The organism is Pedobacter zeaxanthinifaciens (assembly GCF_003313335.1).
GTDB lineage: Bacteria > Bacteroidota > Bacteroidia > Sphingobacteriales > Sphingobacteriaceae > Pedobacter > Pedobacter zeaxanthinifaciens.
In genome coordinates this window covers 304,986-331,604 of sequence record NZ_QMHP01000006.1, presented here as the reverse complement: position 1 = coordinate 331,604, position 26,619 = coordinate 304,986, and the positions used below count along the sequence as shown (strand labels likewise).

Annotated in this window: 25 protein-coding genes; 16 read left to right on the top strand and 9 right to left on the bottom strand. The window is 38.1% G+C overall.

The genetic code is table 11. The features are described 5' to 3' along the window. Window positions 1-18: 18 nt before the first annotated feature. From DUT68_RS11865 to DUT68_RS11855, 3 genes are all read right to left on the bottom strand, one after another. Complete coding sequence (locus tag DUT68_RS11865; protein WP_113638413.1) at window positions 19-1,737, bottom strand: sodium:solute symporter family protein; 1,719 nt, start codon at window positions 1,735-1,737, stop codon at window positions 19-21. 129 nt (window positions 1,738-1,866) lie between these two features. Further along, window positions 1,867-3,207 carry a MutS-related protein gene (locus tag DUT68_RS11860; RefSeq protein ID WP_113638412.1) on the bottom strand — a complete coding sequence of 447 codons (1,341 nt, stop codon included), beginning with the start codon at window positions 3,205-3,207 and terminating at the stop codon, window positions 1,867-1,869. 69 nt (window positions 3,208-3,276) lie between these two features. Next, window positions 3,277-5,715 carry a PIG-L family deacetylase gene (locus DUT68_RS11855; protein ID WP_113638411.1) on the bottom strand — a complete coding sequence of 813 codons (2,439 nt, stop codon included), beginning with the start codon at window positions 5,713-5,715 and terminating at the stop codon, window positions 3,277-3,279. 190 nt (window positions 5,716-5,905) lie between these two features. Here DUT68_RS11855 and DUT68_RS11850 point away from each other — a divergent pair, with 190 nt between their 5' ends. From DUT68_RS11850 to DUT68_RS11840, 3 genes are all read left to right on the top strand, one after another. Then, entirely contained in the window at window positions 5,906-6,505 is a 600-nt protein-coding gene (locus DUT68_RS11850; RefSeq protein WP_113638410.1) for a hypothetical protein, read from the top strand. 114 nt (window positions 6,506-6,619) lie between these two features. Beyond that, window positions 6,620-6,820: a YwbE family protein gene (locus DUT68_RS11845; RefSeq protein ID WP_113638409.1), complete on the top strand. Its 201-nt coding sequence runs from the start codon at window positions 6,620-6,622 to the stop codon at window positions 6,818-6,820. A 101-nt stretch (window positions 6,821-6,921) separates the two neighbouring features. After that, window positions 6,922-7,173, top strand: a complete 252-nt coding sequence (locus tag DUT68_RS11840; RefSeq protein WP_113638408.1) for a DUF4834 family protein — start codon at window positions 6,922-6,924, stop codon at window positions 7,171-7,173. Between the two features lie 4 nt (window positions 7,174-7,177). Here the strand turns inward: DUT68_RS11840 and DUT68_RS11835 are convergent, their stop codons facing one another. The 4 genes from DUT68_RS11835 to DUT68_RS11820 form a co-directional block, all read right to left on the bottom strand. After that, entirely contained in the window at window positions 7,178-8,107 is a 930-nt protein-coding gene (locus DUT68_RS11835) for a TIGR01777 family oxidoreductase (protein ID WP_113638442.1), read from the bottom strand. Between the two features lie 11 nt (window positions 8,108-8,118). Next, on the bottom strand, window positions 8,119-8,931 hold the full coding sequence (locus DUT68_RS11830; RefSeq protein WP_113638407.1) for a thiol-disulfide oxidoreductase DCC family protein: 813 nt from the start codon (window positions 8,929-8,931) through the stop codon (window positions 8,119-8,121). Window positions 8,932-9,011: 80 nt separating this feature from the next. Continuing rightward, on the bottom strand, window positions 9,012-9,518 hold the full coding sequence (locus tag DUT68_RS11825) for a GbsR/MarR family transcriptional regulator (protein ID WP_113638406.1): 507 nt from the start codon (window positions 9,516-9,518) through the stop codon (window positions 9,012-9,014). Between the two features lie 46 nt (window positions 9,519-9,564). After that, window positions 9,565-10,638: an acyltransferase family protein gene (locus tag DUT68_RS11820; RefSeq protein ID WP_113638405.1), complete on the bottom strand. Its 1,074-nt coding sequence runs from the start codon at window positions 10,636-10,638 to the stop codon at window positions 9,565-9,567. A 335-nt stretch (window positions 10,639-10,973) separates the two neighbouring features. Here DUT68_RS11820 and DUT68_RS11815 point away from each other — a divergent pair, with 335 nt between their 5' ends. The 13 genes from DUT68_RS11815 (at window position 10,974) to rfbA (ending at window position 24,154) form a co-directional block, all read left to right on the top strand. Beyond that, on the top strand, window positions 10,974-11,825 hold the full coding sequence (locus tag DUT68_RS11815) for a UDP-2,3-diacylglucosamine diphosphatase (RefSeq protein ID WP_113638404.1): 852 nt from the start codon (window positions 10,974-10,976) through the stop codon (window positions 11,823-11,825). A gap of 112 nt (window positions 11,826-11,937) precedes the next feature. Continuing rightward, window positions 11,938-12,924 (top strand): glycosyltransferase family protein, encoded by a 987-nt coding sequence (locus tag DUT68_RS11810; protein WP_113638403.1) that lies wholly within the window; start codon window positions 11,938-11,940, stop codon window positions 12,922-12,924. 90 nt (window positions 12,925-13,014) lie between these two features. After that, window positions 13,015-13,992 carry a DUF6427 family protein gene (locus DUT68_RS11805; RefSeq protein WP_113638402.1) on the top strand — a complete coding sequence of 326 codons (978 nt, stop codon included), beginning with the start codon at window positions 13,015-13,017 and terminating at the stop codon, window positions 13,990-13,992. 169 nt (window positions 13,993-14,161) lie between these two features. Next, entirely contained in the window at window positions 14,162-14,899 is a 738-nt protein-coding gene (locus DUT68_RS11800) for a type III pantothenate kinase (RefSeq protein WP_113638401.1), read from the top strand. A 1-nt stretch (window position 14,900) separates the two neighbouring features. Continuing rightward, window positions 14,901-16,211, top strand: a complete 1,311-nt coding sequence (locus DUT68_RS11795) for a hypothetical protein (protein ID WP_237088324.1) — start codon at window positions 14,901-14,903, stop codon at window positions 16,209-16,211. 59 nt (window positions 16,212-16,270) lie between these two features. Continuing rightward, entirely contained in the window at window positions 16,271-16,837 is a 567-nt protein-coding gene (locus DUT68_RS11790) for an LptA/OstA family protein (RefSeq protein ID WP_237088323.1), read from the top strand. Between the two features lie 149 nt (window positions 16,838-16,986). Next, the gene (locus tag DUT68_RS11785) at window positions 16,987-19,077 is read left to right on the top strand and encodes a peptidylprolyl isomerase (RefSeq protein WP_237088322.1); all 2,091 of its coding nucleotides are present in this window, start codon (window positions 16,987-16,989) and stop codon (window positions 19,075-19,077) included. Between the two features lie 115 nt (window positions 19,078-19,192). Continuing rightward, the gene (locus DUT68_RS11780) at window positions 19,193-19,708 is read left to right on the top strand and encodes a DUF2480 family protein (protein ID WP_113638398.1); all 516 of its coding nucleotides are present in this window, start codon (window positions 19,193-19,195) and stop codon (window positions 19,706-19,708) included. 115 nt (window positions 19,709-19,823) lie between these two features. Next, entirely contained in the window at window positions 19,824-20,594 is a 771-nt protein-coding gene (locus tag DUT68_RS11775) for a DUF3108 domain-containing protein (RefSeq protein ID WP_113638397.1), read from the top strand. Between the two features lie 53 nt (window positions 20,595-20,647). Then, a complete protein-coding gene (locus tag DUT68_RS11770; RefSeq protein WP_113638396.1) occupies window positions 20,648-21,214 on the top strand; it encodes a DUF3109 family protein in 567 nt (188 codons plus the stop codon). 113 nt (window positions 21,215-21,327) lie between these two features. Continuing rightward, a complete protein-coding gene (gene rfbB, locus DUT68_RS11765) occupies window positions 21,328-22,380 on the top strand; it encodes a dTDP-glucose 4,6-dehydratase (protein ID WP_113638395.1) in 1,053 nt (350 codons plus the stop codon). A 3-nt stretch (window positions 22,381-22,383) separates the two neighbouring features. Beyond that, on the top strand, window positions 22,384-23,247 hold the full coding sequence (rfbD, locus tag DUT68_RS11760; RefSeq protein ID WP_113638394.1) for a dTDP-4-dehydrorhamnose reductase: 864 nt from the start codon (window positions 22,384-22,386) through the stop codon (window positions 23,245-23,247). Between the two features lie 46 nt (window positions 23,248-23,293). Next, complete coding sequence (gene rfbA / locus DUT68_RS11755; RefSeq protein ID WP_113638393.1) at window positions 23,294-24,154, top strand: glucose-1-phosphate thymidylyltransferase RfbA; 861 nt, start codon at window positions 23,294-23,296, stop codon at window positions 24,152-24,154. A gap of 58 nt (window positions 24,155-24,212) precedes the next feature. Here rfbA and DUT68_RS11750 read toward each other — a convergent pair whose 3' ends face one another. Together DUT68_RS11750 and frr are read right to left on the bottom strand one after the other, a co-directional pair. Next, window positions 24,213-25,952: an ABC transporter ATP-binding protein gene (locus tag DUT68_RS11750; RefSeq protein ID WP_113638392.1), complete on the bottom strand. Its 1,740-nt coding sequence runs from the start codon at window positions 25,950-25,952 to the stop codon at window positions 24,213-24,215. A 94-nt stretch (window positions 25,953-26,046) separates the two neighbouring features. Then, a complete protein-coding gene (frr, locus tag DUT68_RS11745; protein WP_113638391.1) occupies window positions 26,047-26,610 on the bottom strand; it encodes a ribosome recycling factor in 564 nt (187 codons plus the stop codon). Window positions 26,611-26,619 lie beyond the last annotated feature (9 nt).

Here is a 26,619-nt window from a genome sequence, read left to right as displayed (position 1 = left end):
GCTGAGAGAAAACCTTCCTTAATTAGTCGCCGTACCAATATGTTCCTTAACTGTCTTCTCACCCATCAACATCTGAAAAATCAATGATAAAATAACAACAGCCAAGCAGCCCACAACGTTTAACCACAGATAAGCCACCAACTCTTTAAAGCCTAAAAAACAAACAATAGCTTCCGCTAAAATAGCCGCATAAAACACCGCTTTACTTTGCACTCGTTTCAAATAAAACGCTACTAAGAACACTCCCAAAATAGTCCCATAAATAAAAGACCCCAAAATATTTACAAACTCAATGAGGTTACCTATTTTACTGGTAAACAAAGCCATTACCACACAAACTAAACCCCAGCCAATGGTAGCCCATCTTGAGGCATTTACATAAGCATGGTCTTGCCCTTGCTTGTTGATCAAGCGTTTATAGATATCTACCACGGTAGTTGAGGCTAGCGAGTTTAAGGCACTTGCCGTTGAACCCATTGATGCCAAAAAGATAATCGCAATAAGCAACCCTATTAATCCTTTGGGTAAATACTCCGTAACGAAGCTTAAGAAAACATAATTGTTATCATTAACCGAGGCATTTTCGTCGTTTTTCTTTATCAAGGTTGTCAATTCCTCTCTAATTGCCTTGCCGTCCTCATCGTATCGTTTTACGAGCACACGTTGCTTGTCAACTAATTGTTCGTTTTCACTAGCTAGTGCCTCATCCAGTTTTTCAATTTCTATTTTCTTTTTCTCAAACAGCTGATCATACTTCAATTGGATTTGAGCCAGCTCGGCTTTGTACTCGCTTTTTTCGAGTTTTTGCAACTCGTAACTATTAAAAAACAACGGCGCTTTGTTGTACTGGTAAAACGTAAACACCAAAATACCAATCAACAATATCAAAAACTGCATTGGTATTTTCACCAAGCCGTTCATCAACAGTCCCAATCGGCTTTGCGCTACTGAGGAGCCCGTTAAATACCTTCCCACCTGACTTTGATCAGTACCGAAATAAGATAGCTGCAAGAAAAATCCGCCAATTACGCCGCTCCAAACATTGTATGGGTTAGTCCAGCTGAAATTGAAATCTATGGCATTGGTACGCCCCATTTTACCTGCAATGCTTACCGCTTTGCCAAAGCCTACACTTTCAGGCAGTAAATGTACCACCATCACCCCTGCAGCAAACAAGCCACAAAAAATAATGCTCATTTGCAGCAATTGCGTATAAGAAACAGCCTTTGTTCCTCCAAAAACGGTATAAAATATCACCAGACCACCCATAAATAAGGTAGTGTAGGTAACATTGATATTTAAGATGGTTGAAAGTATTATTGCCGGTGCATAAATGGTGATCCCTGTAGACAGGCCCCGCTGAACCAAAAACAGGAATGCAGTTAACGCCCTAGTCTTGAAATCAAATCGTTGTTCCAAATATTCATAAGCGGTATATACCTTTAAGCGATGGAAAATCGGCACAAATGTGATACACAATACAATCATTGCCAAGGGCAAACCAAAATAAAACTGTACAAAGCTCATACCCGACGAATAAGCTAAGCCCGGAGCAGAAAGAAAGGTAATTGCACTTGCCTGCGTAGCCATTACCGAAAGGCAAACGGTATACCAAGGCATGCTTTGATTGCCCAACAAATAGGCATCCATACTTTTAGTACCACGACTTTTGTACACACCGTAGCCAACAATGCCTAACAGTGTAATTGCCAACACCGCCCAATCTAAACTGCTCATTCGAAATATTTAGTAAAAGCGTAAAACAAAGCAATAAGGATTACCAACCAAAATAATAGGAGGTAGTAGAACTGTTTCCAGCTTTTAACGAATGGTGGGAGTTCATTTTGGCTTTCTTCCATGATCAGTTTATTTTAGCAGACTTGCTTTTGCCTGCAAGATATCAATAACATTTTCGTTTTTCAATATTTGAAAGCCAAATCTATCTTCTGAAATCCCGTTCTTTAGCTTCCTGTCAAAAAACAATTCGCCATCTTTAACTTCTGTTTTAAAGCATTTAAAATCAATCTCCTTTTTTTGCACTAGTTTTTCAGCTACCTCTACAATGTGCGTGGATACCACAAATAGACAATCATTGATTTGCGTGAATAATTCGATAATTGCAAGTGATGAATCGTAGGCATCTTTAACATTAGTACCTCTAAACAGCTCGTCGAAAATCACAAAGAAGTTACGGCCTTCTTTTATTTTTTCCGCTACAGTTTTTAACCTTAAAACTTCGTTGTAGTAGTGACTTCTGCCTAAACCCAAATCATCAGGCAAGTTAATAGTAGTGGCAATGCCGTCAAGTACAGAAATTTCCATTTCAGCTGCTGGAACTGGAAAGCCTAAATGTGCCAAATAAACGGCAATACCTATTGCCTTTAAAAATGTAGATTTACCGGCCATATTAGCACCAGTAATAAAGCAAACATTTTTTGAGCTCATCAACGCAGCATCATTACTAACAGGAGATGTCAAAAAAGGATGAAAGAGCGAAGAAATATGAACATAAGGAGACGAGCTTTCGCTAATTTTCGGAAATTGAAATTGATTTTTGATTGCTGCTCGTGCTACAGAACTCAAAGCGTCTATCTCATAAATAAGCTCAAGTATTTGCTTTACGATAGTTATTTTTTCGCTTCGAAATACATAATCACATTTTGTTGTTGCTAGCAATCCAATTTTCCGAGGGTGTTGATGAAAGCAACTTTCAACACTTTCAGATGAAATAAGTTCAGTTAAAAGTGCTTTTAAAGTATTTATCAAAGCTGGCGCTTCAACGTTAACTTTCAAATTATCTAAAGTTTCCTTTAAAGATTGAAGCAATAATAAAATTTCGACTACACCCTCCTTCAATTGAAAGCTTACATGCTTCTCTACGAAAAGTAAATTCCATATCACGCTGATGCGCATGAACTTTACCGGCCTAACTGGCTGAGCATACATTCTCAAATAAAATTCAATATAGTCTAACTGCTCTTTCTTAAAATGAAAGTTGGCTTTTGAACTTATAAAGAATTGTAGCTGTTTTTGGCGGTTAGTCAGTTCGTCAACATCGCTAATTGGACGCCGGAATATCTCGTTTAACCGATCCCAACCGCCAACTGTGATGGTAGAATTAAAAAGTTCGAATACACTTTGGTGAGATGAGCTAGAATAGATGTTCAGGTCGTCCAAAGTTTGCCGATCAATATCAAATTTTTTCATAGGAAATGTTAAAATATGATTTTTTGCAATTACATGCGAAATTATTAGGTGATAAATGCCTACCGCAAACTACTGTGGCTTAGCCAACAAATTTGCGAACAACCTAAACGCTCCAGGTACGCCAGCTGGTAGTTGCCTAAAAAACGATAGTGACGTGTAAACAAACCTCCCCTTCCCATAATTCGCAACTAATAATGAGCCGACATTTGGCGCTTCGCCTGTATCATTCATACTCAATATAGTTTCATATTTCGGATCTATTTCATCCGCAAAATACAATCCACGTTCCTGCACCCAACCGTCAAAGTCCCTTGGGTTTATCTTATTCGGATAGTTCAGTACAACATGATTTGGATTCGTAAAAGTAACCTTCGCATCTTCCTCAGTAACCCTTTTGTTCACCAATTTAAATGGATACGGGCCAAAGTTTGTAGATCTCAACCCATTATTTACGTTATACTGCTCTAATAAAACACCGCCGTTTTTAATATAATCCATCAATTTGCTATATACCTCCTTCGCCTCGTCGCTAACGTTAAAAAACCTCACTCCAGTAACAATGGCATCGTAAGAAGCTAAATCAGCTACCATAATTTGGCTTGGAGTTAACTGCATTACTTGGTAACCCACTTGCTGTAAAGCTTGCGCTACCAAATCTCCAGCGCCATCAATGTAGCCAATACGTTTCGCAGCCATTTTTAAATCGGCCAACGTTAACTTGGCGGCTGCCATTGGAAATAAATTGATGTTTGGAATATGATCATAACGGATGGCTTTATATCCTCTGTTGCTCACCTGTCCATTAATTTTAACCTGTAAATCCAAGGCAGTTGCATTAGTTGATTTTGCGGAAGGTATTACATTAAACGTCACTATCTTATTTTCACCTTTTTGAGCAAAATTGAAAGCTATTTTTTCAGGATTACTTTTCCATCCGGCAGGTAAAACCGGTATAAGTTCACCACTTACGTTTTGCGTAAAACTTTTTAAACTTACCTCAATGTTTTTTGGCTGATTGTTAAGGAAAAGATAGGCCTGATCGCTCAAAGTAGCCGTTACTTTAGGCGCAATTACCAAAGGCTGGTACTGCTCGCCTTTAATTGGATCTGTAAATTTGTACCTCAACGGAAGACGCAAACTGATCAGCTCTCCGCCAATATCTACATCCAGTTTCGCTTCCAAAGCATTCGGGTTTTCTGGATAGCCAACATCTTGCTGTTTATTAATGCTGTAATAACCTATTGGGTGCTCTTTTTGGAGATAGTAAGGCTGTGTAATTGCGTTAGAATCAGCAAACAAACGATAGTTGATGGTCGCCATTTTATTGCTTTGCATTGCTACCGTTTGTGCTGCCGCCAAATAGTTGATTTTCGGCGCAATTTCTCCATTTCTGTAGATAGCATTGATGGTAAAAGGCACCTCATCGCCAACGGCATAGCTTTGCTGTGTAGTAACTGCCTCAGCCCAAAAACCAGTGCAGGCCAAAATCAATTCATCAAGTAACCGATTTTTGAAACCAAGTTCGTTTGCGGCCAATTTCTTTAACCGAAGCAAATCTGGAACAACTGCAGCTGGCTTATTTACGTTAAATTCCGTTTGAATTTTAGCAATCAAATCGAGTATGGCTTGATCGGTAACTTTAATGTTCAAACCATCAAATAAAGAGTTTGTTGCTGGCTCACCTGCGGTATGGCTAAAGTATTCTATTGCTTCTCCACGCTGCAAGGTTGATCCAAAACCCTGGCTCTTGTGGTTGGTACGACTTACCGCAGCTATTTCACCGTAACTTTGTCCCAACAGTGGATTATAGAGGCCAACATCAACTTTTAATTGATTAGCAGCAGTGGTATTATTCCCTCCGAAATTATAGGTGTTCCACAAAATTCGTTTTGCCTGCCAAGCCTTAACGCCCATTTTTAGTTGTTCCGGAAACCGATTAGGGTCGGCGGCGGCAACAAAGGCCTCCCTAGCAATAATTGCCGATGCTGCATGATGGCCGTGACCAGCCCTGCTATCTTCTGGGAAGCGGGTAATGATCACATCTGGCCTAAACTTCCTAATAATCCAAACGGCATCCGCCAGTATTTGCTCCTTACCCCATATTTTAAACGTTTCATCTGAAGTTTTAGAAAAACCAAAATCATTTGCCCGACTGAAAAACTGTTCAGCGCCGTCTACTTTTCTGGCAGCTAAAAGTTCTTGTGTTCTAATTTGTCCCAAAAGCTCAGCCTGCTCATTACCAATTAAGTTCTGTCCGCCATCACCTCTGGTTAAAGATAAATATGCAGTGCGCATTTTGGCTTCCTTTGCCAAGTAAGCTAGCAGTCTGGTATTCTCGTCATCTGGATGTGCAGCAATATAAAGTACGCTACCTTTTACTGATAAGCCCGCAATACCTTGAGCTATATCAGCAGCGCTAAAAGGGCGTTCGAAACTGTTTTGCTGTGCTTTTGCAAGTGTTAATAAGCTGATGAACAATAGGGAAAGTAGATTTTTTTTGATGCTCATATATTTGGTTGTATGGCTAAATTAGGTAATTTTTGTAAAAGGATTTATAAATGGAACGCTGTTTGCATAAGTGATACTATATTTTTACAAGCCACAGATGTTAAACTACTTTAAGGCGATGTAGATTAACGGAAGAGGGGAAAGCAAGAAGCATTTGTGGCTTATTTAACAACACACAAAACTTATTTTAATGAAAAAATTACTTTTAGCCTGCTTCGTTATCCTTGGTTTGGGATCATGTGGCATTAATAAACAAGCGCAACAAATTAAGGCACTTGAAAACTGCGATTACCGCATTTCAGATGTAGACAGGGTAACTATTGCTGGGTCTGACGTTAAAAAAATTATCGAAGGCAAAACAACGGAGGCAATGAGCATACCGGGCATTGCTTTAGGTCTGCTGAGAAAAGATATTCCGCTTAGAGCCCAACTTAATTTAGAAATCACGAACCCAACCAATGCTTTAGCAGCAATCAACAACTTCGATTATATTGTTTTAATTAACAAAAAAGAAGTTTTTAATGGTGCGGTAAATCAAAGTGTAAACATTGGTGCCGGACAAGCAGTTAAAGTTCCGGTTCAAATTAATGCCAATATTTATCAATTCTTAACTGATAATAAAATGATTGATGATATTGGAGCTTTTATTGGCGGCGCTACTAATGGTAAAGAACAAAAAGGTTTGGTAACCTTAAAAATCCGTCCTTCAATAAAAGTTGGAAATGGCTTAGTTAAATATCCAGGTTACATTACCATTGATAAAGAAGTAAGCAGTAAGATTTTGCTATAAAAAGCGTTCTAGTTTTGTATGCGATGGGCTTTGCGGCATTAATTGCATACAAAATTAGCTCCCAAGCAATAATTATTTCTAAATTCGACTCAATTTTTGAAGATTGGAATAGACATGCAGGGACAAAACAGAAAAGATATTTATCCTGGTTTAGAAGTTGGGATTATCCTTAAGAAAGATCAGCGTACAGGTAACGTTACTTATGGTGTAGTTAAAAATTTGTTAACCTCATCAGCGTTCCATTCCAGAGGTATAAAAGTTCGGTTGGAAGATGGACAAATTGGACGAGTTTGTGAGATTGTAGAAGAAAACTAGTTTAAATTACCACTGCTGATTTGTAATGCAATTGCAATGAAAACTGCGAGATGAAACAAAAACAATAGCCTTAAGTCTATATTTGTAACAATAGTTAAGAAATGGGAATAATTAAGTTTTTAATCATAACACTTATCGTTTTATGGGTTATAAGATTACTGTTAAGGATGATATTTCCTATGGTGATCAAAAACGTGTTTAGCAATATGCAACAGCAGGCACAGCAGCAATACCAGCAGCGTCCTAACCGTCCAGAAGGTAGCATATCCATTGACTACATGCCCGAAAAGGAAAAGAAAAAAGGCAATACAGACAACCTTGGCGATTTTGTAGATTACGAGGAGGTTAAATAAGCAATCAAACCCTTAAACTTAACAGATCTCGTACGGCAGCTGGCAATTCAGGATATTGAAATTTGAAGCCACTATCTAGCAACGCTTGCGGTTTAACCCATCTACTTTTTAAAATCAACTCTGTTTCGGTACCAATTAGCCATGCGCCCAAACTTAACATCCAAGTGGGGCAAGGCAAGCCAAAGCTAATGCCGTAAGCATTTCTAATATTTTGCATCAAATTTTGGTTACTAACAACATTTGGCGCAGTACAATTGATGACACCTTCCATTGTATCATTTTCCAAAATCCATTGCGTACAAAGTGCCGCATCTTGTTCATGTACCCAACTCACCATTTGTTTTCCATCACCTTGCTTGCCACCAAGTCCAAATTTCACCAAGTTTAACAATCGAGGGAAAGCCCCATCGGCCCTGCCAAAAACGATGCCCATACGCAAAGCCACTTTACGGGTTTTAGGAGTTGCGACTTCGAAAAAACTTGCCTCCCACTGCTTACAAACCTCAATAGAAAAGCCATAGCCTATCTCACCGTTGGCTTCAGTTTGTGGGTAATCTTCCGCATGGCGATAAATAGTTGCAGAGGTAACATTGATCCAAACTTTAGGAGGCTGCTGCATTTCACTAACCACCGTGTTCAATAAGTTAGTGGGTATAACTCTAGATGCGATAATTTCAGCCTTATTTTGCTCATTGTACCTGCAATTAACGTTTTTACCGCACAAATTTATTAGCATATCAGCATCAACTAAACTATCAACCCAACTACCTGTGGTTTTGGCGTCCCAAATTTCACACCTAATATTTGCGCTGCAAGCAATTTGATGCCTGCTCAAAATGACTACCTCGGTGGCCAAATCGCTGTAATGCTTAGCTAATACTTTTCCTAAATATCCGCTTCCTCCAGCCAAAACTATTTTTCCAAACTTTTTCATATCAGATAATTTTAATACAAAATAAAACCTAAAACCGCCATACGATAAACCATCCAACTAGCACTTAAAAGCAAACCTAAACTTAATAAACTACAGCGCCTCAAATGTTCCAAAAACATTAAACCAGCGGTTGCTAAAAATAAAATGATGTAGGTATTGTTACTAAAGTTGAAGATAGCGCCAATCCAAATGATGGGTAGTAACAATAAGCTTCCGGCTAGCGAGATGGTCATCATATTTCCTAAATAGTCCCAAGCTTTGGTGGGTTTGTAGCACAGGCAAACCAATCCTTGGAAAAGAATTTGCCCACCACAAATAAAGTACTCTCTGTAGCTACCACCCAAAGGAACAGCTGGACTAATTAATTTGGCGTAGTCAGTTAAAACATAGGCTACAACCAACCAGCTGATTATCAAATACAGCAACCTGTAATGCAGTTTAAAACTAGGCATTAGTTCATTTGGAGCTGCTTTGGCCGGTACAATTACTTTTCTATTATAAGAAACCAATGCATAGGCTTTACTCATAATCCAAACAAATGGTTTAAAACTGAACAGCGGATTTAAAAATGGAACGGCATTGCCAATTACTTTTAGTAGGCTTTGCACACCGTAGGTAACTTTTCCAGTATTAACGTTTACCAAAGCAATCTCATTTATTGCCCGCTTCATATCCACATAAGGGCATAGTTGTTCTGGTAACTGTTGGTAAGGTACCCGACCATCTTTATCTAACATTTTTGTTTTAACGAAAGCACCTGTGTAAAGATGGCACATAGGGCAGTTAGCATCGTACAGGATTACATGATTGGCTAATGTTTTCATGATTTAATTTTTTGAATTTTCAATAAAAAATGAAACCTTTAATCAAAAATTAAAGCCTTCCGGCTCCAACTTATTATGGCTTATTTAAAGATTTTAAGTATCGATCCCCAAAACCAACTCTCGTCTGCCTTGAGCATTGTCTCCATCATCTTATCGGAATTACGAGCCAGCTTGTGAATATCAGTTATTGATTTGTTAAAAGCGGCAAACTCCTTGTCGTTTTGGTCTCCCTCTACCGCCGATAATTCATTCAAAACCTTTAACATCGGATCCAGTTCTCTTTTTTTGCGTTCCCTAGCTACCTGCCTGGCTACTGTCCAAATATCCTTTTCAGCAAAAAAATATTCCTTACGTTCGCCGGGTTTATGTTGCTTTTCAACAAGCCCCCAGTTAATTAAATCACGTAGGGTCATGTTAGCATTACCTCTGGAGATATTCAGTTGTTCCATCACTTCCTCGGTAGTTAACGGCTCAGGGGCAATGAGCAAAAGTGCATGTACCTGTGCCATTGTTCTGTTAACCCCCCATTCGGACCCTAACCTTCCCCAAGATTCAATAAATTTCTGTTTACCTTCGGCTAATTCCATAGTCAAATGTAGCAACATTTTCTAAACTTTCAAATATTTTTGAAAATTAATGAAGATTTTTATTTAGCCATCTTCTCAATGGTAAATCATAAAGTTTCAATGCCAAGTAAGCAACTGTAATTTGGCCTAAAATCAACATCGGTATTACCCATGCAAGTGTTTGATTGCTGGGCTGCACTTCCTGATAATAGTTAAGGAATGACCACAACACGAAATAGTGTGTGATATAAAGTGGATAGGAAATCTCCCCAGAAAACTTACAAATTAAACTACTCCGTGTACTGTTAGTTGTGCCAGCGCCCAAAGCAATAATCAATGGAAAATAAAACACCACAAGTATAGGTTCAGTTAGCCAGTTATATTGCTCATTAAAGGGAACAAAAAAAGCTAATGCCAGCAACAACGCTAATGGCAAAAAGCCAAGTCGATTTTTGATGAATAATTGATACCGAAACACACACATTCCTAATAGAAATGAGCAAGCCACCCTTGCCGCACCATGCCAAAAATTGTCTTTCGACCATCCGCCACTAACATTACCTGCCGACTTCGCAACATAAATTAACCCCAACACCGCCACAAAAGCCAACATTAAAATAACCTTTCTTTTAAGCCTGTGTAAAATTAGTGCATATAAAATATTGGCGATATACTCCCAAAATAGAGTCCACGCTGGCGCATTTAAACCAAAGTTATTAAATGCCCTTTCACCAATAATTGGATAGGGAATTAACAAAATGGAGGTTAAAAACAGTAATAACAATTGCCCAGTTCCATAGGTATGCCATTGGTTTCCAAATGGATCAAAAACAAAGGCTAACAGACCCAATATTGTGCCTAAAACTACTAATGGGTGCAATCTAATTAACCGAGCTTTAAAAAATTGGCCGATACCCAGTTGCTGCATCCGATCATCGTAAGCATATGCAATAACAAATCCGGAAAGGCAAAAGAAAAAATCCACAGCTAAGTAAGCATGTGCTATTGCATTTTCAGGATTGGGGATAAACATCTCTATAAAATGAAAAACTACAACCGCAAGTGCCGCAATACCCCTTAAGCCATCTAAAACTTCAAAATGTTTTTTGGTAGATAAAGGTAAAGCAGAAGAATAATGCATGTTAACGGATTAATAAATTTGCAATAAGGACACTTGGGCTAAATTAGGCATTAAGCCGATACTATTTCAGGCCATTTCGAAAATAGTATTGACAATGAATGCTTAGCACGTGGAACTCTCCATTATTTCGATTTCAAACCTGCTGTAAAACCCTCAAAAACATAATGATACCTTAACAATCAATTAATTAAAGCAACTTAATTTAGCCTCATCAAAAATCTTTTTAAGATGCTGGAATTCTTTATCGTAGTATGTGTACTTGCTTTTTTAGCTTTCTTCTTTAGTCCCTACGAGTTAACAGTTGGCGAGGACGAAGATTAATTTGCTAGAGATTTATGGAGAAAAGGGATGTAGAAATTGTGGTAATCTCTGATGTGCATTTGGGAACTTACGGTTGCCATGCCAAAGAGTTGCTGAAATACCTCAAGAGCATTAAGCCTAAAACGCTGATATTAAACGGAGATATTATTGATATTTGGCAATTTAGCAAGCGCTACTGGCCTGAAACGCACATGAAAATTCTGCGGAAGCTTATGAAGTTTGTGGTGGAAGGCGTTAATGTTTACTATCTAACAGGAAATCACGACGAACTGTTGCGCAAGTTTGCAGACATGAACTTGGGTAGTTTTCATTTACAAAACAAACTGGTACTAGAGCTTGATGGCAAAAAAGCTTGGTTTTTTCATGGTGATATTTTTGATGTAACCATGCAACATTCAAAGTGGCTCGCTAAATTGGGGGCGGTTGGATACGACAGTCTTATTTTACTTAACAGCGTAGTAAATTGGTGCCTAAAAATGTTTGGAAAGGAGAAAATGAGTTTCTCCAAAAAGATAAAGGCCAAATTTAAAGATGCAGTAAAATTTATCAATAGTTTTGAGGTAACCGCGGCAGAACTTGCGGTAGTTAACGGTTATCATTATGTAGTTTGCGGACATATCCACCAACCAGAAAAACGAGCAATTTTTACCGACAACGGACAAGTACTTTATTTAAATAGCGGAGATTGGGTTGAAAATCTTACGGCTTTGGAATACAACAATGCAGAGTGGGAAATTTTCAGGTATGAAGCTAAAAATTTCGTAAAAGATGAAGTGGAATTAGGCGAGCTTTCTGACGGAGAAGATCTTCATGGGAAACTGGATGTAAACGTGCTATTGCAGAAAATTAAGCTTGGTATTGGCTAGCTTGTAAACCCAGCGAACTTCCTGGATTAATAAATTACAGCAATTGAAGTTAACATGAGTGCAGGTTAATTAAACTATAAATACTGCCAAAAAATAGTGATATTAGGAGCGGATGAAAATACTTTATGCGATACAGGGAACTGGCAATGGACATGTAAGCAGGGCCAGGGAAATAGTTCCCATTTTACAACAACATGGAGAGGTGGATTTGCTGATATCTGGAACACAGGTAGATGTAAAATTGGCACAGGAAATAAAGTATCGTTTCCATGGTTTCAGCTTTATTTTTGGAAAAAAAGGAGGCGTCGATCATTACAAAACTTGGAAAAACATGAATCTTTTCCAGTTCAAGAAAGACATGCAGTCCATTCCGTTACGTGAATACAATTTAATCCTTAACGATTTTGAACCTATTTCTGCTTGGGCTTGCCGTATGCAGGGGGTTGAAAGTGTATCGCTTAGTCACCAAGCCTCCTTTAAATCAAAAAAAGTACCTCGGCCCAAAACAGTAGATTGGGGGAAGTTGATTTTAAGCAGATATGCGCCAACTACGCATCATGTAGGCTTTCATTTCGACAGGTATGATGATTTTATTTACACTCCTGTTATCCGCAGTGAAATTAGGCAACTTAGCAAAAGTAATTTAGGGCACTACACGGTTTATTTGCCTGCAATAGATGATAAAGATTTGGTAAATGTGCTGAAGGAAATTCCGCAGGTGCGCTGGGACGTTTTTTCTAAACATACCAAAACAGCCTACCAAGATGCGAATGTTTTTGTGGAACCAATTAACAACGAAAAGTTTAACCAAAGCATGGCAAGTTGTGAGGGCTTATTTACCGGAGGTGGCTTTGAGGGCCCTGCAGAAGCACTACACTTAGGCAAAAAGCTTTTGGTTGCACCTATGCGTTTTCAATACGAACAGCAATGCAATGCATTTGCCCTAAAGCAATTTGGACTGCCGGTAATTTGGGGCAGCGATAAAAATTGGATCCCTAAACTGAAAGAATTTGTAAACAATCCGCAGGAACATGTTTTCAACTTCCCTGATGAAACCGCTGCTATAATTGCACATACAGTGAACACATTTGCCAGATAAATTTCTTTACTTTGCTGCATTGTTGAACAGTAATTTGGTAAATACACAACACCGCATTTAGCAACTACTTTCAACACTTTAACAAATGGCATGATCAATCAGTTTAGGAGTTTACAACCCATTAATCTTTTACTGCTGGCCGCGTATACTATTTTTATGCGCATGGCCATTTTCATCAATTTGCCTCCGCAACTAGATTTAGATATCCTAGAATCTTACACGAAGATATTTATTTCCATCTCTCCCGATGCCTTATCGCCAATGGCAAATGTATTTTTTGCTGCCATTATGGTATTTGTACAATCGCTTATTTTTAATAGAATTATCAACAACCATGCTTTGCTGCCCAAGCCAAGCTATATGCCAGCTTTAATATACCTTACCGGCACAAGTTTGTTTATGCAGTTTTTGGTGTTAAGCCCTCCTTTAATTTGCAATTTCCTAATAGTCATTATCATTGATAAATTTTTGAAGCTTTCCAAAACTGCAAGTGCCATGAGCATTATGTTTGATGTGGGTATGCTTATTGCCCTTGGCACATTAATTTATTTTCCTTTTATCCTGCTGCTATTGATGCTTTGGCTTAGCCTGCTTATGTACAGGGCATTCAATTGGCGTGAATGGATTTCTGGTTTATTTGGATTTCTATCAATCTTTTTATTTGTAGCCGTTTATTACTATTGGAATGATCATTTAGAACGTTTTTTTGACATTTGGCATCCTTTAACCAACAAATTCCCAAGCAATCTACAAATCAATATTAATGATTACTTGGTGCTTATTCCAATATCAATAACGATGATTTTGGCTGCTATACAGCTAAGAGACAATTTTTTTAGGAGCTTTATTAGCACAAGGAAAGCCTTTCAAATGTTGCTATTTATGTTTTTGGTGAGCATATTTAGTTTCTATACCAAACGGGGCGTTACTGTTGCGCACTTTCTTTTATGTGTGCCTCCAGGTGCAGTACTTTTGGCCTACTATTTTCAGGTGGCTAAAAAAAGGTGGTTTTATGAAACGCTATTCGCCATCCTCATTATCTGCATTCAGTATTTTCTTTTTGTATAGTTTGTTTTGTTAGGCTATCCTTAAAAGCGAGCAAAAAATCAACTTATTGCTTTAACCTTTTTTAACAAATTGATTCCTCGAAACTTGACAAAGATGGTTAGCTTTGTGAAGTGGAAATAGATTTGATGCTTTTTTCTGTTCGAGATTATTATTTGGCAGCTTACTACTAATGCATAACCTAGTTATAGATATTGGCAATACGTATAGCAAGCTAGCTGTTTTCGCCCAAAAAGAATTGATTCATTTCGAGCGCATTGAGCAACTAGAGGAGCCTGTAATTTTGGATATCATTAACAAATTCAGCATTACCAACTCTACTATTTCAAGCGTAAACCAAGCTGTGGAGCAGCTTGAGCACATATTGAAGGCCAGCACTCGTTATATTCGCTTTGGTACGGATATCGTAGGAAACATAAAAAACCATTATCAAAGTCCGCAAACACTAGGGCTAGATAGATGGGCGAAGGTGATTGCAGCGTATTGCCTATACGGCGGACAAAACAGCTTAATGATTGACGCCGGCACTTGTATTACCTACGACGTATTGAATGCTGACAGTGAATATTTTGGAGGAAGCATAAGCTTAGGCTTAAATATGCGTTTTAAGGCTTTGAACCATTACACCGGCAGGTTACCACTAGTAAGTTGGGATAAAGCTCAACTAACCATTGAGGAGGGCAATACTACCCAAAACGCAATTAAACGAGGTGTATTACAAGGTGCGGTTAATGAAATTTTAGGTTTTATCGCCATTGAAAACGCAAGAAATAAGGATTTAAAAATAGTATTAACGGGCGGCGACTCGCTTTTTTTGAACAACCAATTAAAAAATAGCATATTTGCCGGTCAAATTACCCACGAACCCTATTTGGTTTTAAAAGGATTGAATGAAGTTTTTACATTATAAAATGAATAATAAATTGAAATACGTGTATGTTGCTTGCCTTTTGGCACTTTCTGCTGGAGCAAATGCGCAAACAACAGTACAGTCTCCATATTCTAAGTTTGGCTTAGGCAACTTACGAAATTCAGTTTTGCCACAACAACGTGCTATGGGAGGTATTTCTACGGGCGTTTTTAGATCTAGCTATATCAACAACATCAATATGCAAAACCCGGCTTCCTATGCTGGCATTGGCTTAACCACTTTGGATATTGGCGCATCTGGAAGTTTAACCACACTTAAAACCAACAGCTTAAGCGAAAAGAACTTTAATTCGTCCTTAAGTCACGTAGCGATGGCTTTCCCAGTTACCTTAAAATCAGCATTGAGCATTGGTATTTTGCCTTATTCTGATTTAGGTTACGACTTTAAGAATACGGTGAATATTGGTAATTCAACGGATAACACCAAAGCTGCCGATTATATTTACAACGGCGAAGGCGGCCTTTCGAAAGCATATTTAGGCTATGGAATGCAGTTTGGTGATCATTTTAGACTTGGTGCCAATGTGGAATATCTTTTTGGCAACTTGATTCAAAGCCGTGCAACAGAATTTGTTGATGATCCAGGGACTTTTAACTCGCGTCAGCAAACTAAAAACAGTGTTTATGGCTTTAACTTCAGCTACGGAGCACAGTACGATTTCCGTTTAGGCAATAAAACTTCTTTAGTAGTAGGTTATTCTGGCTCGTCTTCAAACAAACTGAATTCGGAGTTAAGCGAGTATACCATGATTTACAGCAAAGACTCACAGGGTAATGCAAACTCTGCATTTGATACGTTAGCGGTAGTGGAGGGCGAAAAAACTAAAATCAACCTTCCTTTGGTGCACAACTTTGGTTTCTCCATCCAAAAAGAAAATAAATGGTTAGTAGGTGCTGATTATCGCATGGGCAAGTGGTCCAAACTAGCTATCAATAACGTAAATCAAAACTTACAAGATACTTATGGTTTTTCAGTAGGTGGCCAATTTACACCTGATATTACTGCAATCAATGGTTATTTCAAACGCGTAGATTATAGGTTGGGTTTCACTTACGATAAAACGTATATCCAAATGAACAATCAAGATGTGAAGCAAACCGCTGTTACATTTGGACTTGGGCTTCCTTTACAATCAGCTTATGGTCGTTCATCATTTTACAAACTTAACCTAGCAGCAGAAGTAGGCAGAAGAGGCAGCTTAAATAACGGGTTAATCCAGGAGCGCTACGTAAATTTCCATTTAAGTTTTATGCTTAATGATAAATGGTTCCAAAGATTTAAGTTTGACTAATCTTATCTACAAAGATTACGCTAACAATTGTTATTGGCATTTTAAAAACAAATAGCATCTTGAAAACTCAGCGTCAAAAGCTTTATTTTTTGTTCATTGTCGGCACCATTTTCTTTTCTTGCGGTGGCGATGATTTGAAAAATGTTACTGCTATTGACGCTAATAAAGTCACTTTAAGTAAAGATAGGACTTACGACGTTGACGTAGTATATAGTGATTCGGCTAAAGTTAAAGCTAAAGGCTTCGCACCCATCCTTGACAAAGTAACTCCATCGGCAGGTGCGGTGTACAGCGAAATGCCCAAAGGCGTAAAAATTTATTTCTACGATGAATTTATGCGTTCAAAAGGGAGTATCACTTCCGATTACGCCATTAACAAGGAAACCGAACGAATAACCATTTTCAGAAAAAACGTTGTAGTAGTTTCAGATAACATGACCTTTACCACGGAGGAACTTACTTGGGACGAAAATAAACGCATGTATTTTTCGCCAGCAGGCACTGTAACTACAAAAGATGGCAATATCCTTAACGGAACAAGCTTTTCGGCGCCGCAAGATTTCAGCACTTACAGCATCACTATGCCATCAGGCGTAGGCAACATTGAGAACGGGAAACTTCCTTAAAAACAAGTTATTTTCTGACCTGTATCTATCTCGTTTTCAAGTCAAAAAACAATTAAAATTTAATGTTTTCTAATTTAATGCAAATTTGTATCTTGCGCCCTCTTAAAATTAAGTTAAAAATAAAGATTTAATAGAATAATATGGGTTTAATGACTTTCATGCGTACCAAAATGGGTTATTTTTTGGTTGGAGGTATCGCAGTAGTATTGGCGTTATTTGTTTTAGAACCGTTGCTACAACAAGGTACTGCTATATTTGGTGCAGCATCAAGAACTGTAGTAGGCAGTGTTGACGGCGAAGACATCAAATACGATGAATTTAATACTAAGGTTGAGCAAACTTCGGCTCAGTTTAAACAACAATACGGCGGTGTAATGAATGCCCAAATGCAGTCGATGGCTGTAGATCAAGTATGGCAGTCGGAAGTGGCAGGCGTTGTAATGGGAAAAGAATATGACCGCGTTGGCTTAAACATCTCTTCTGATGAGCTTTTTGATTTGGTACAAGGCAGCAAACCTAGTCCGCTAATTACTCAGTATTTTGGCAACCCACAAACTGGCCAGGTAGATAAAACTGCGATCATGACTTCTCTAAAATCAAGAGAGAAAAATCCAGAGTTAGCAAAACAGTGGTTGTTATTGGAAGCTGAAATTGAAAAACAGGCCTTGCAACAAAAATATAGCAGGTTGGTTGGTAACTCAATGTATGTAACTTCATTAGAAGCAAACGACGAGTACATGAACCGTAACAAACTGGTGAACTTTAAGTATGTAAACTTAGATTACAGCACTATACTTGATGCTAATGTTAAGTTAACTGATGCTGACTACCAGGAATACTATGATGCTAACAAAAAACGTTTTGATAATCCTCAAGAAACAAGAGATTTCCAATACGTATCATTCAGCATCCAGCCTACAGCAGCTGATAGTGCTATTGTAAAAAATCAAGTGGAGAAATTAGCGGTTGACTTTAAAACCACGCCAAACGATTCGTTATTTGCAGCTAATAACTCAGACGTAAAAGTGCCTTTCACTTATATTTCGAAAGGAAAATTAGATCCAGCGGTTGATTCAGTTATTTTCAATTATCCGGTAGGAAGTTTTTATGGCCCTAAATTTTCTGGCAACTCTTACAAATTGGTAAAAGTTGTAGATAGCCGTTTCTCTCCAGATTCTGTAAAAGCAGCACATATCTTAATCAACCCAGCGCAAGTTGGCGGTGAAGATAAAGCTTTTAAATTAGCTGATTCATTGAAAAAATTGGCTCAAGGCGGTGGTAACTTTGCTGATTTAGCAAAAAAATACAGTGTTGATGGTTCTAAAGATCAAGGTGGCGATTTAGGTACTTTCGGTCGTGGAGCTATGGTTCCCGAGTTTGAAACAGCTGCTTTCAATGGAAAAGCTGGCGATATCAAAGTGGTAAAATCTCAATTCGGTATTCACGTTATCAAAATTGAAAAGCAAGTTGGTTCATCTAAAGTGGTAAAACTAGCTTACATTGAGAAAAACTTAGCTCCTAGCCAAAAAACTAGAGATGCGGCATACAAAAAAGCAACAGCTTTCTTAAACGAAGTGAAAGGCGACAACTTCAGTTCGTTAGCTCAAAAACAAGGTTATAACGTAGGTATTGCTGAAAGAATAACGGCTACACAGGGTTATGCTCCAGGTTTAGACAACCCTCGTCAGTTAATAAGAGATGCTTATGACGCTGATAAAGGCGATATCCTACCTCAGGTTTATAACATGGATAATTCATATGTGGTAGCTCAAGTTACTAGCATTAAACCTAAAGGACAGCTTTCTTTAGCTGATGTTAAGAAACAAATTGAGCCTCAAGTAATGAACGCTAAAAAAGCGAAGATGTTAATTGAGAAGTTCGACAAAGCTTTAAGCGGTACTTCTAACATTGATGTAGTTGCTCAGAAATTAGGAAAAACAGCTACTCCAGTGGAAAATATGGTATTTGCTAATCCTATTATCCCAGGTTTATCACAAGAAAATAAAGTGGTAGGTACGGTTTTCGGATCGCAAGTTGGCAAGCTTTCTAAAGCAATTGATGGCGAAAGAGGTGTTTATGCTTTTGTAGTACAAGGTTTTACCAACCCTGCACCATTAGCAAATACATTTAAACAAAAAGAAACAATGATGTTGACTAACGGTCAACGTGCTATTGGCAGTGCTTTCCAAGTGCTACAAACCAAAGCAGATATAAAAGACAATAGGGTGAAATTCTATTAATCTTATTTACGTAATTTTGTAACCGTTCCGATTAACTTCGGAGCGGTTTTTTATTTTAAGGAAATTGCATTTAGGACGCTTACGTCTTAACTTTTTACTATAAACATTGGCAAAAATGGATATTCAAGAAAACATAGTTAACAAAGTTGCTTCTAGCGGTTTAATTACTTTTAATTTAGAAGACTATTTGGACAAAAGCGATCGCATTCTTTACGATATCAAAGACAATCTATTTCATGGACTAATTTTGAAGGAGCAGGATTTTAGAGCTTTTGTTAAAGAACACGATTGGACACAATATCAGGATAAAAATGTAGCTATTACCTGCACAGCCGATGCTATTGTACCCACTTGGGCCTACATGCTTTTAGCTAATAAAATGAAGCCTTACGCCAAGGAAATTGTTTTCGGTGATTTAAATACATTGGACACCATTCTTTTTGCAAAGTCTCTAGCAAAAATCAACGTTGAAGATTTTGCGGGGCAACGCGTAGTAGTAAAAGGTTGTGCAAATCCTTTAATTCCGGTTTCGGCCTATGTTGAAGTTACCGCACTCCTAACACCTGTAGTGAAAAGTATAATGTACGGCGAACCTTGTTCTACTGTACCAATTTTTAAGCGTAAAGATTAATTTGCCAGCTAGCAAAAACGCCTGCAGATAGATTTTGATTTCGTTTTAACAAACATTAACATTTACAAACTTCCGTTAACGCAAATTTTGGATTGCTTTTTGTTTTAAACAACTTATGAAAAGATTTGCATTGATATTTGCCTTGGCTTTAAGCTGCCATTTTGTAGGAGCTCAGGAACTCCCAACAAAAAAAGACGTAGCATTTAAGGAAGGCGAGGTATTGAGCTACAAACTCAAATACGGTTTCATTACTGCGGCCGAAGCAACAATTAAGGTGTTACCAACAGATTTAAAGTTTGATGGTAAACCCACTTTCAGATTAGAAGTGGATGCCAGAACATCCGGTACGTTCGATATTTTCTATAAAATTAGGGATCACTATGATTCTTATATCGATAAAACAGAGCTAACGCCTTATTTCTATCAAGAAAACATTAGGGAGGCGAGCTATAAAAGGCAAGATAAGGCCAGATTTTATCAAGACGGTAAAAAAGTAGTTGCTAACACGGGCACCTTTGCTACGCCAACAACACAAACATTCGATTTGGTTTCTGCCTATTATTTTGCTCGCAGTTTAGATGTATTAAAACTCAAGATAAACGATACCTTTAAGCTAAACTATTTTTTGGGAGATGAAATTTCGTCCCTTGAAATCCAATACATTGGTAAGGAAGTAATTAAATCTAAGCTTGGAGAAATTAGATGCCTAAAATTCAGCCCGTCCATTAAGCCTGGCCGTATTTTCAAAAAAGACAGTAAGCTTTACCTTTGGATTACTGATGATAACAATCGGGTACCCGTAAAAGCTCAAGTTGAAATTTTAGTTGGCTCGGTAACTTTAGAAATTAAATCTGCCGAAGGGTTAAAATATCCAATTGGAAAGTAATATCGTTAACTGTGAACACATATTGTTATTTTTGCAGTTGATAATTTAGTTAAATGATAGAAGTACAAAGCGCCCTTGTGCACGAAGATCTTATTACTGAAGACTTCGTTTGCAATTTGAATAAGTGCAAAGGAATTTGTTGTATAGAAGGAGATGCTGGCGCACCTCTTGAACAAAATGAAAAACAGGTTTTAGAGGAGATTTATCCAAAAATCAAACATTTACTAGCTCCAAAAGGTATAGCAGCCATTGAGCAATATGGAACATCTGTTTTAGATATTGATGGTGACCTAACTACGCCTTGCGTTGATGGGAATAAAGAGTGCGCTTATGTTACTTTTGAAAACGGCATTACCAAGTGTGCTATCGAAAAAGCCCATGAACAAGGCATTGTAGACTGGAAAAAACCCATTTCTTGCCATTTGTATCCAATTAGAATTACCAAATACCCTGAATTTGAAGTTTTGCATTACGACAGGTGGCACATTTGTAAAGATGCTTGCTCATTTGGGCGTGAGTTGAAAGTACCGGTTTATCAATTCTTAAAAGATCCGCTTATCAGAAAATATGGAAAAGACTGGTACGAGGAACTTGAGCAGTCCGTTAAATCAAACTATTAGCAAAGCATCCGCTATGATTTTGAATGAAATGATTTATTCGAAATTTAACTTATTCTTATACTTTTGTAGGAAGTGGTTAAGCGCTGAAAACTAGCCACAAAAGAAAAAATCAGATGAAAAAAATATTGATTACTGGAGGAGCAGGTTTTATTGGCTCTCACGTAGTACGCAGGTTTGTAAACAATTACCCTGAATATCAAATAATTAACCTTGATAAATTAACTTACGCAGGTAATTTAGCTAACTTAAAAGACATTGAGAATAGCGCAAATTACAAATTTGTAAAGGTAGACATTACCGATGCGACAGCGATTAATGAATTATTTAGCGCCGAAAACTTTGATGCCGTAATTCATTTGGCAGCCGAAAGCCACGTAGATAGGTCAATTGCTGACCCAACTGCCTTTGTGATGACCAATGTAATTGGTACCGTTAATTTACTTAATGCAGCAAGAGAATATTGGAAAGGTGAATACGACAAAAAACGTTTCTACCACATCAGTACTGATGAAGTGTATGGTGCACTTGGAGAAACCGGTATGTTTACCGAGACCACTGCTTATGATCCTCACAGTCCGTATTCGGCTTCAAAAGCAAGTTCTGATCACTTTGTAAGAGCATACCATGACACTTATGGGTTAGATTGTGTAATATCTAACTGTTCAAACAATTATGGCTCTCACCACTTTCCAGAGAAATTAATCCCTTTGGCTATCAATAACATCAAAAACAACAAGCCTGTTCCGGTTTACGGCAAAGGTGAAAATGTAAGAGATTGGTTATGGGTAGAAGATCATGCAAGAGCAATTGATGTGATTTTCCATCAGGCTAAAACCGGGGAAACCTACAATATTGGCGGCCATAATGAGTGGAAAAACATTGATCTTATTCATCTGCTTTGCAAAATTATGGACAAGAAGTTAGGTCGTGAGGAAGGCACTTCTGCTAAGCTTATTACTTTTGTAACAGATAGAGCTGGCCACGATTTGCGCTACGCCATAGATTCCACTAAACTACAAGAGAAATTGGGCTGGGTACCAAGTTTACAATTTGAAGAAGGCTTAGAAAAAACGGTAGATTGGTATTTAACTAATGAAGAGTGGTTAAGCAATGTAACATCTGGCAACTACCAATCTTATTACGAAAAACAATATCAGCACAGATAATTGATGGAGAAAGTATTAGTAATAGGTGCTGGCGGGCAACTTGGGCAATGCATTAAGAAAATTGTTGCACTAAGGAGCATTGAAAATGTCGTTTTCCCCGAAGAGAAAACGGCTAATATTTTGAATGTTGCTGATTTAGCAGCCCTTTTTGAGGAACAAAAACCTAATTACGTAATTAATTGCGCAGCATATACGGCAGTAGATAAAGCGGAAGATGAGGCTGACATTGCTAAAGCAGTAAATGAAACAGGCGCAAAAAATTTAGCACAATTATGCCAGCAATACCAAGCCACTTTAATTCATATCTCTACAGATTTTGTGTTCGAGGGAAATGAAATCAAGTTACTTAAAGAAGATGATATTGCTGAACCAATTAGCGTTTATGGCGTTACCAAGCTAGATGGCGAGTTGGCAATTACAGCAGCTTTACAGCAGCATATCATTATCCGCACTAGTTGGCTGTACTCTGAATTTGCCAACAACTTCGTAAAAACAATGCTAAAACTTGGTGCAGAAAGGGATGAACTGAGTATCATCGCTGATCAAGTTGGAACGCCAACGTATGCCGCTGATTTGGCTAATGCCATATTCGACATTATTGAAAACCCTACAAAAATTTATGGCGTTTATCATTTCAGCAATGAGGGTGTAACGTCTTGGTATGATTTTGCACAGGCCATTTTCAAATTGAGCGGCACAAATGTAAAAGTACATCCTATACCAACAAGCGCCTATCCTACCAAAGCCAAAAGGCCTCACTTTTCGGTAATGGATAAGACCAAAATTAAAGCAACTTACCATATCAACGTTCCCTATTGGACAGATAGCCTGGAGAAATGCATTGATGCCTTAAAGGCAAATCCATAACTAGCTAGTAAAGTGCAAAGGAAATACGCAACTTAAATACAATTAAATGAAAGGAATTATACTTGCAGGAGGCAGCGGCACCCGATTGCATCCATTAACACTAGCTTGTAGCAAGCAGATGATGCCGGTGTACGACAAGCCGATGATTTATTATCCTTTGTCGACCTTAATGTTGGCAGGCATCAATGAAATTTTAATCATTTCTACCCCGCATGATTTGCCAAATTTTCAAAAATTATTGGGCGATGGTAGCACATTAGGATGCAAATTTAGTTATGCTGTGCAACCAGAACCTAACGGATTAGCGCAAGCTTTTGTAATTGGTGAAGAATTTATTGGAAAAGATAAAGTAGCCTTAGTATTGGGCGATAATATTTTTTACGGTGATGGAATGGCGAAGTTGCTTCAACAAAGCGCTGATCCTGAAGGCGGTGTAGTATTCGCTTACCAAGTGTCAGATCCAGAAAGATATGGTGTAGTTGAATTTGATGACAGTAAAAATGTGATCTCTATTGAAGAGAAACCTACTCAGCCAAAATCAGATTATGCAGTGCCGGGACTTTATTTTTACGATAACGATGTAGTTGAGATTGCAAAAAACATCAAACCATCTCCTCGTGGTGAATATGAAATTACCGACGTAAATAAAGAGTACTTGACCCGCGGAAAACTTAAAGTAGGAGTATTAAGCAGAGGTACCGCTTGGTTAGATACTGGAACTTTTGCCTCACTAATGCAGGCAGGCCAATTTGTTCAAATTATTGAAGAAAGACAAGGACTTAAAATAGGCTGTATTGAAGAGATTGCTTACCGCATGGGATATATTACTGCCGAACAGCTTAAAGAAATTGCTAAACCATTGGTTAAAAGTGGTTACGGCGAGTATTTGCTGAGGATAGTGAAATAACCCTTAGCTAATGTCATTCCGAAGCGCTAAAAATTGAACTTCGGAATGACAATTTTAACTACCTCTCTCCAACCTGCTGTCTCCACATAGCGTAGTACAGGCCTTTTTCTTCTACCAAATCTTCATGCTTCCCTTGCTCTACAATTTGTCCTTTCTCAAGCACATAAATTTTGTCGGCATGGCGAATAGTTGACAAGCGATGAGCAATTAATATGGTAATCTGCTCGCTTAGCTTAGATACATCCTTAATTGTAGCTGTAATTTCTTCCTCAGTAATTGAGTCTAGTGATGAGGTTGCTTCATCAAATACCAAAATATCTGGATTGCGAAGTAAGGCCCTGGCAATAGAAAGACGCTGCTTTTCTCCACCAGATACTTTAACGCCACCTTCACCAATAACACTATCAAGCCCCTTATCGGCTCTAGCTAATAAGGTATGGCAAGCTGCCTGACGAAGCACTTTAAGGCACTCTTCATCCGTTGCATTAGGCTTCACAAACTGTAAGTTTTCTCTAATAGTACCCGAAAAAAGCTGAGTATCCTGCGTTACAAAACCAATTTTTTCCCTTAACTCATCTAAATTAATTTCCTTACCAGAAACCTGATTATAAAGCACTTTACCTTCAACTGGCTGATAAAGGCCAACCAAAAGCTTTACCAAGGTGGTTTTTCCGGAGCCAGATGGGCCAACAAATGCAATAGTTTCACCTTTGTTAACGCTAAAGCTGATATTACTTAGTGCATTGCTTTTGCCAGTAAGGTGTTTGAAACTAATTTCGTTAAATGTTAACTGCTCAATCTTTTTCAAGGCAACAGGATGGTCCGGCTTTTTATCAATAGGAGTGCTTAAAATCGATTTAAATCTTCCCAGCGATACTTCGGCTTCACGCCATGCTAATATTACGTTACCAAGCTCCTGAAGCGGCCCAAACAAAAAGAACGAGTAGAATAGGAATGAAAAATATTGGCCGGGCGAAATGGTATTTTCAAAAATTAGAATAAGCAACACCACTACCATTGTACTGCGAACCAAGTTAACCGTGGTACCTTGCACAAAACTCATGCTACGTACAAACTTCACCTTTTTTAATTCCAGTCCTAAAATCTTATAAGTAGTTTTATTTAGGCGCTCTATTTCCTGATTAGCCAAACCTAAACTTTTAACCAATTCAATATTTCTTAAAGATTCTGTTGTGGAACCCGCCAATGCCGTAGTTTCTGCTACAATAGAACGTTGAATTACCTTGATTTTTTTGCTTAAAAACCAACTGATAAAAGCAATTACCGGGATAGAAGCTAAATAGATTAAAGTAACCTTATAACTCACCGATAAGGAGTAGATGATTACAAAAACCATCCCTACCAAGCTTACAAAAATTACGCTGATAAAGGAAGTAACAAACTTTTCGCAGTCTACCCGTACTTTTTGCAAAATACCTAAAGTTTCACCGCTACGTTGATCTTCAAAAACCTGATAAGGCAACTCCAGCGAGTGCTTTAATCCGTCGGCATACATTTTAGCACCAACTTTTTGAACGATGATATTGGTAAAATAATCTTGAAAGTTTTTTGCAATACGAGACACCATTGCTGCGCCTACTGCCAAGCCTACCAAGCCTAAAACACCCCAAACGTAAGATGAGCGATCAAGCTCGTTTTTTCTTTCGATGAAACGATCCACAATACGACCGGTGAAGTAGGGGTCCATTAAGGAGAAACCGATATTAACGGCCGCTAAAAATAGTGCAAGCACTACAACCCATTTATGAGCTTTAAGATACTCCAGTAATAAATTCATTTTTGTTTGTAATTGGGGTACAAAAATAGGAAAAGGGAACGTAGCTGAGTTACGTTCCCTTTTATATTACATTTCAACGATATTGTAAATCGTATTATACCGTCATGATATCTTTTTCTTTAAGTTCGGCGTGCTTATCAACCTTAACAATGTAAGCATCAGTCACTTTCTGCACTTCGCCTTCGCCTACTTTAATGTCATCATCTGATACACTTTCAGCTTTTAGCTTCTTGATTTTTTCATTAGCATCCTTACGGATATTTCTAATGGCAATTTTACCTTTTTCAGCTTCCTCTTTCACTTTTTTAACCAACTCTTTCCTACGCTCTTCAGTTAGTGGAGGTACCACCAAACGAATAATTGCACCGTCGTTTTGTGGGTTAATTCCAATGTTAGCTTCCATAATGGCTCTCTCAATTGGAATTAGCATGTTTTTTTCCCACGGCTGTATCACGATGGTACGAGCGTCAGGTGTGTTGATTGCACCAACCTGAGCCAAAGGTGTTGGATTACCATAATACTCTACCATAATGCCGTCTAACATACCAGCAGAAGCTTTTCCTGCTCTAATTTTTGTCAGTTCAGATTCGCAATGCGACAATGCTTTTTCCATGTTCGCCTGCGCATCGTTCAACTGTTTCTTTATGAGGTCATTCATTGTTCTTTG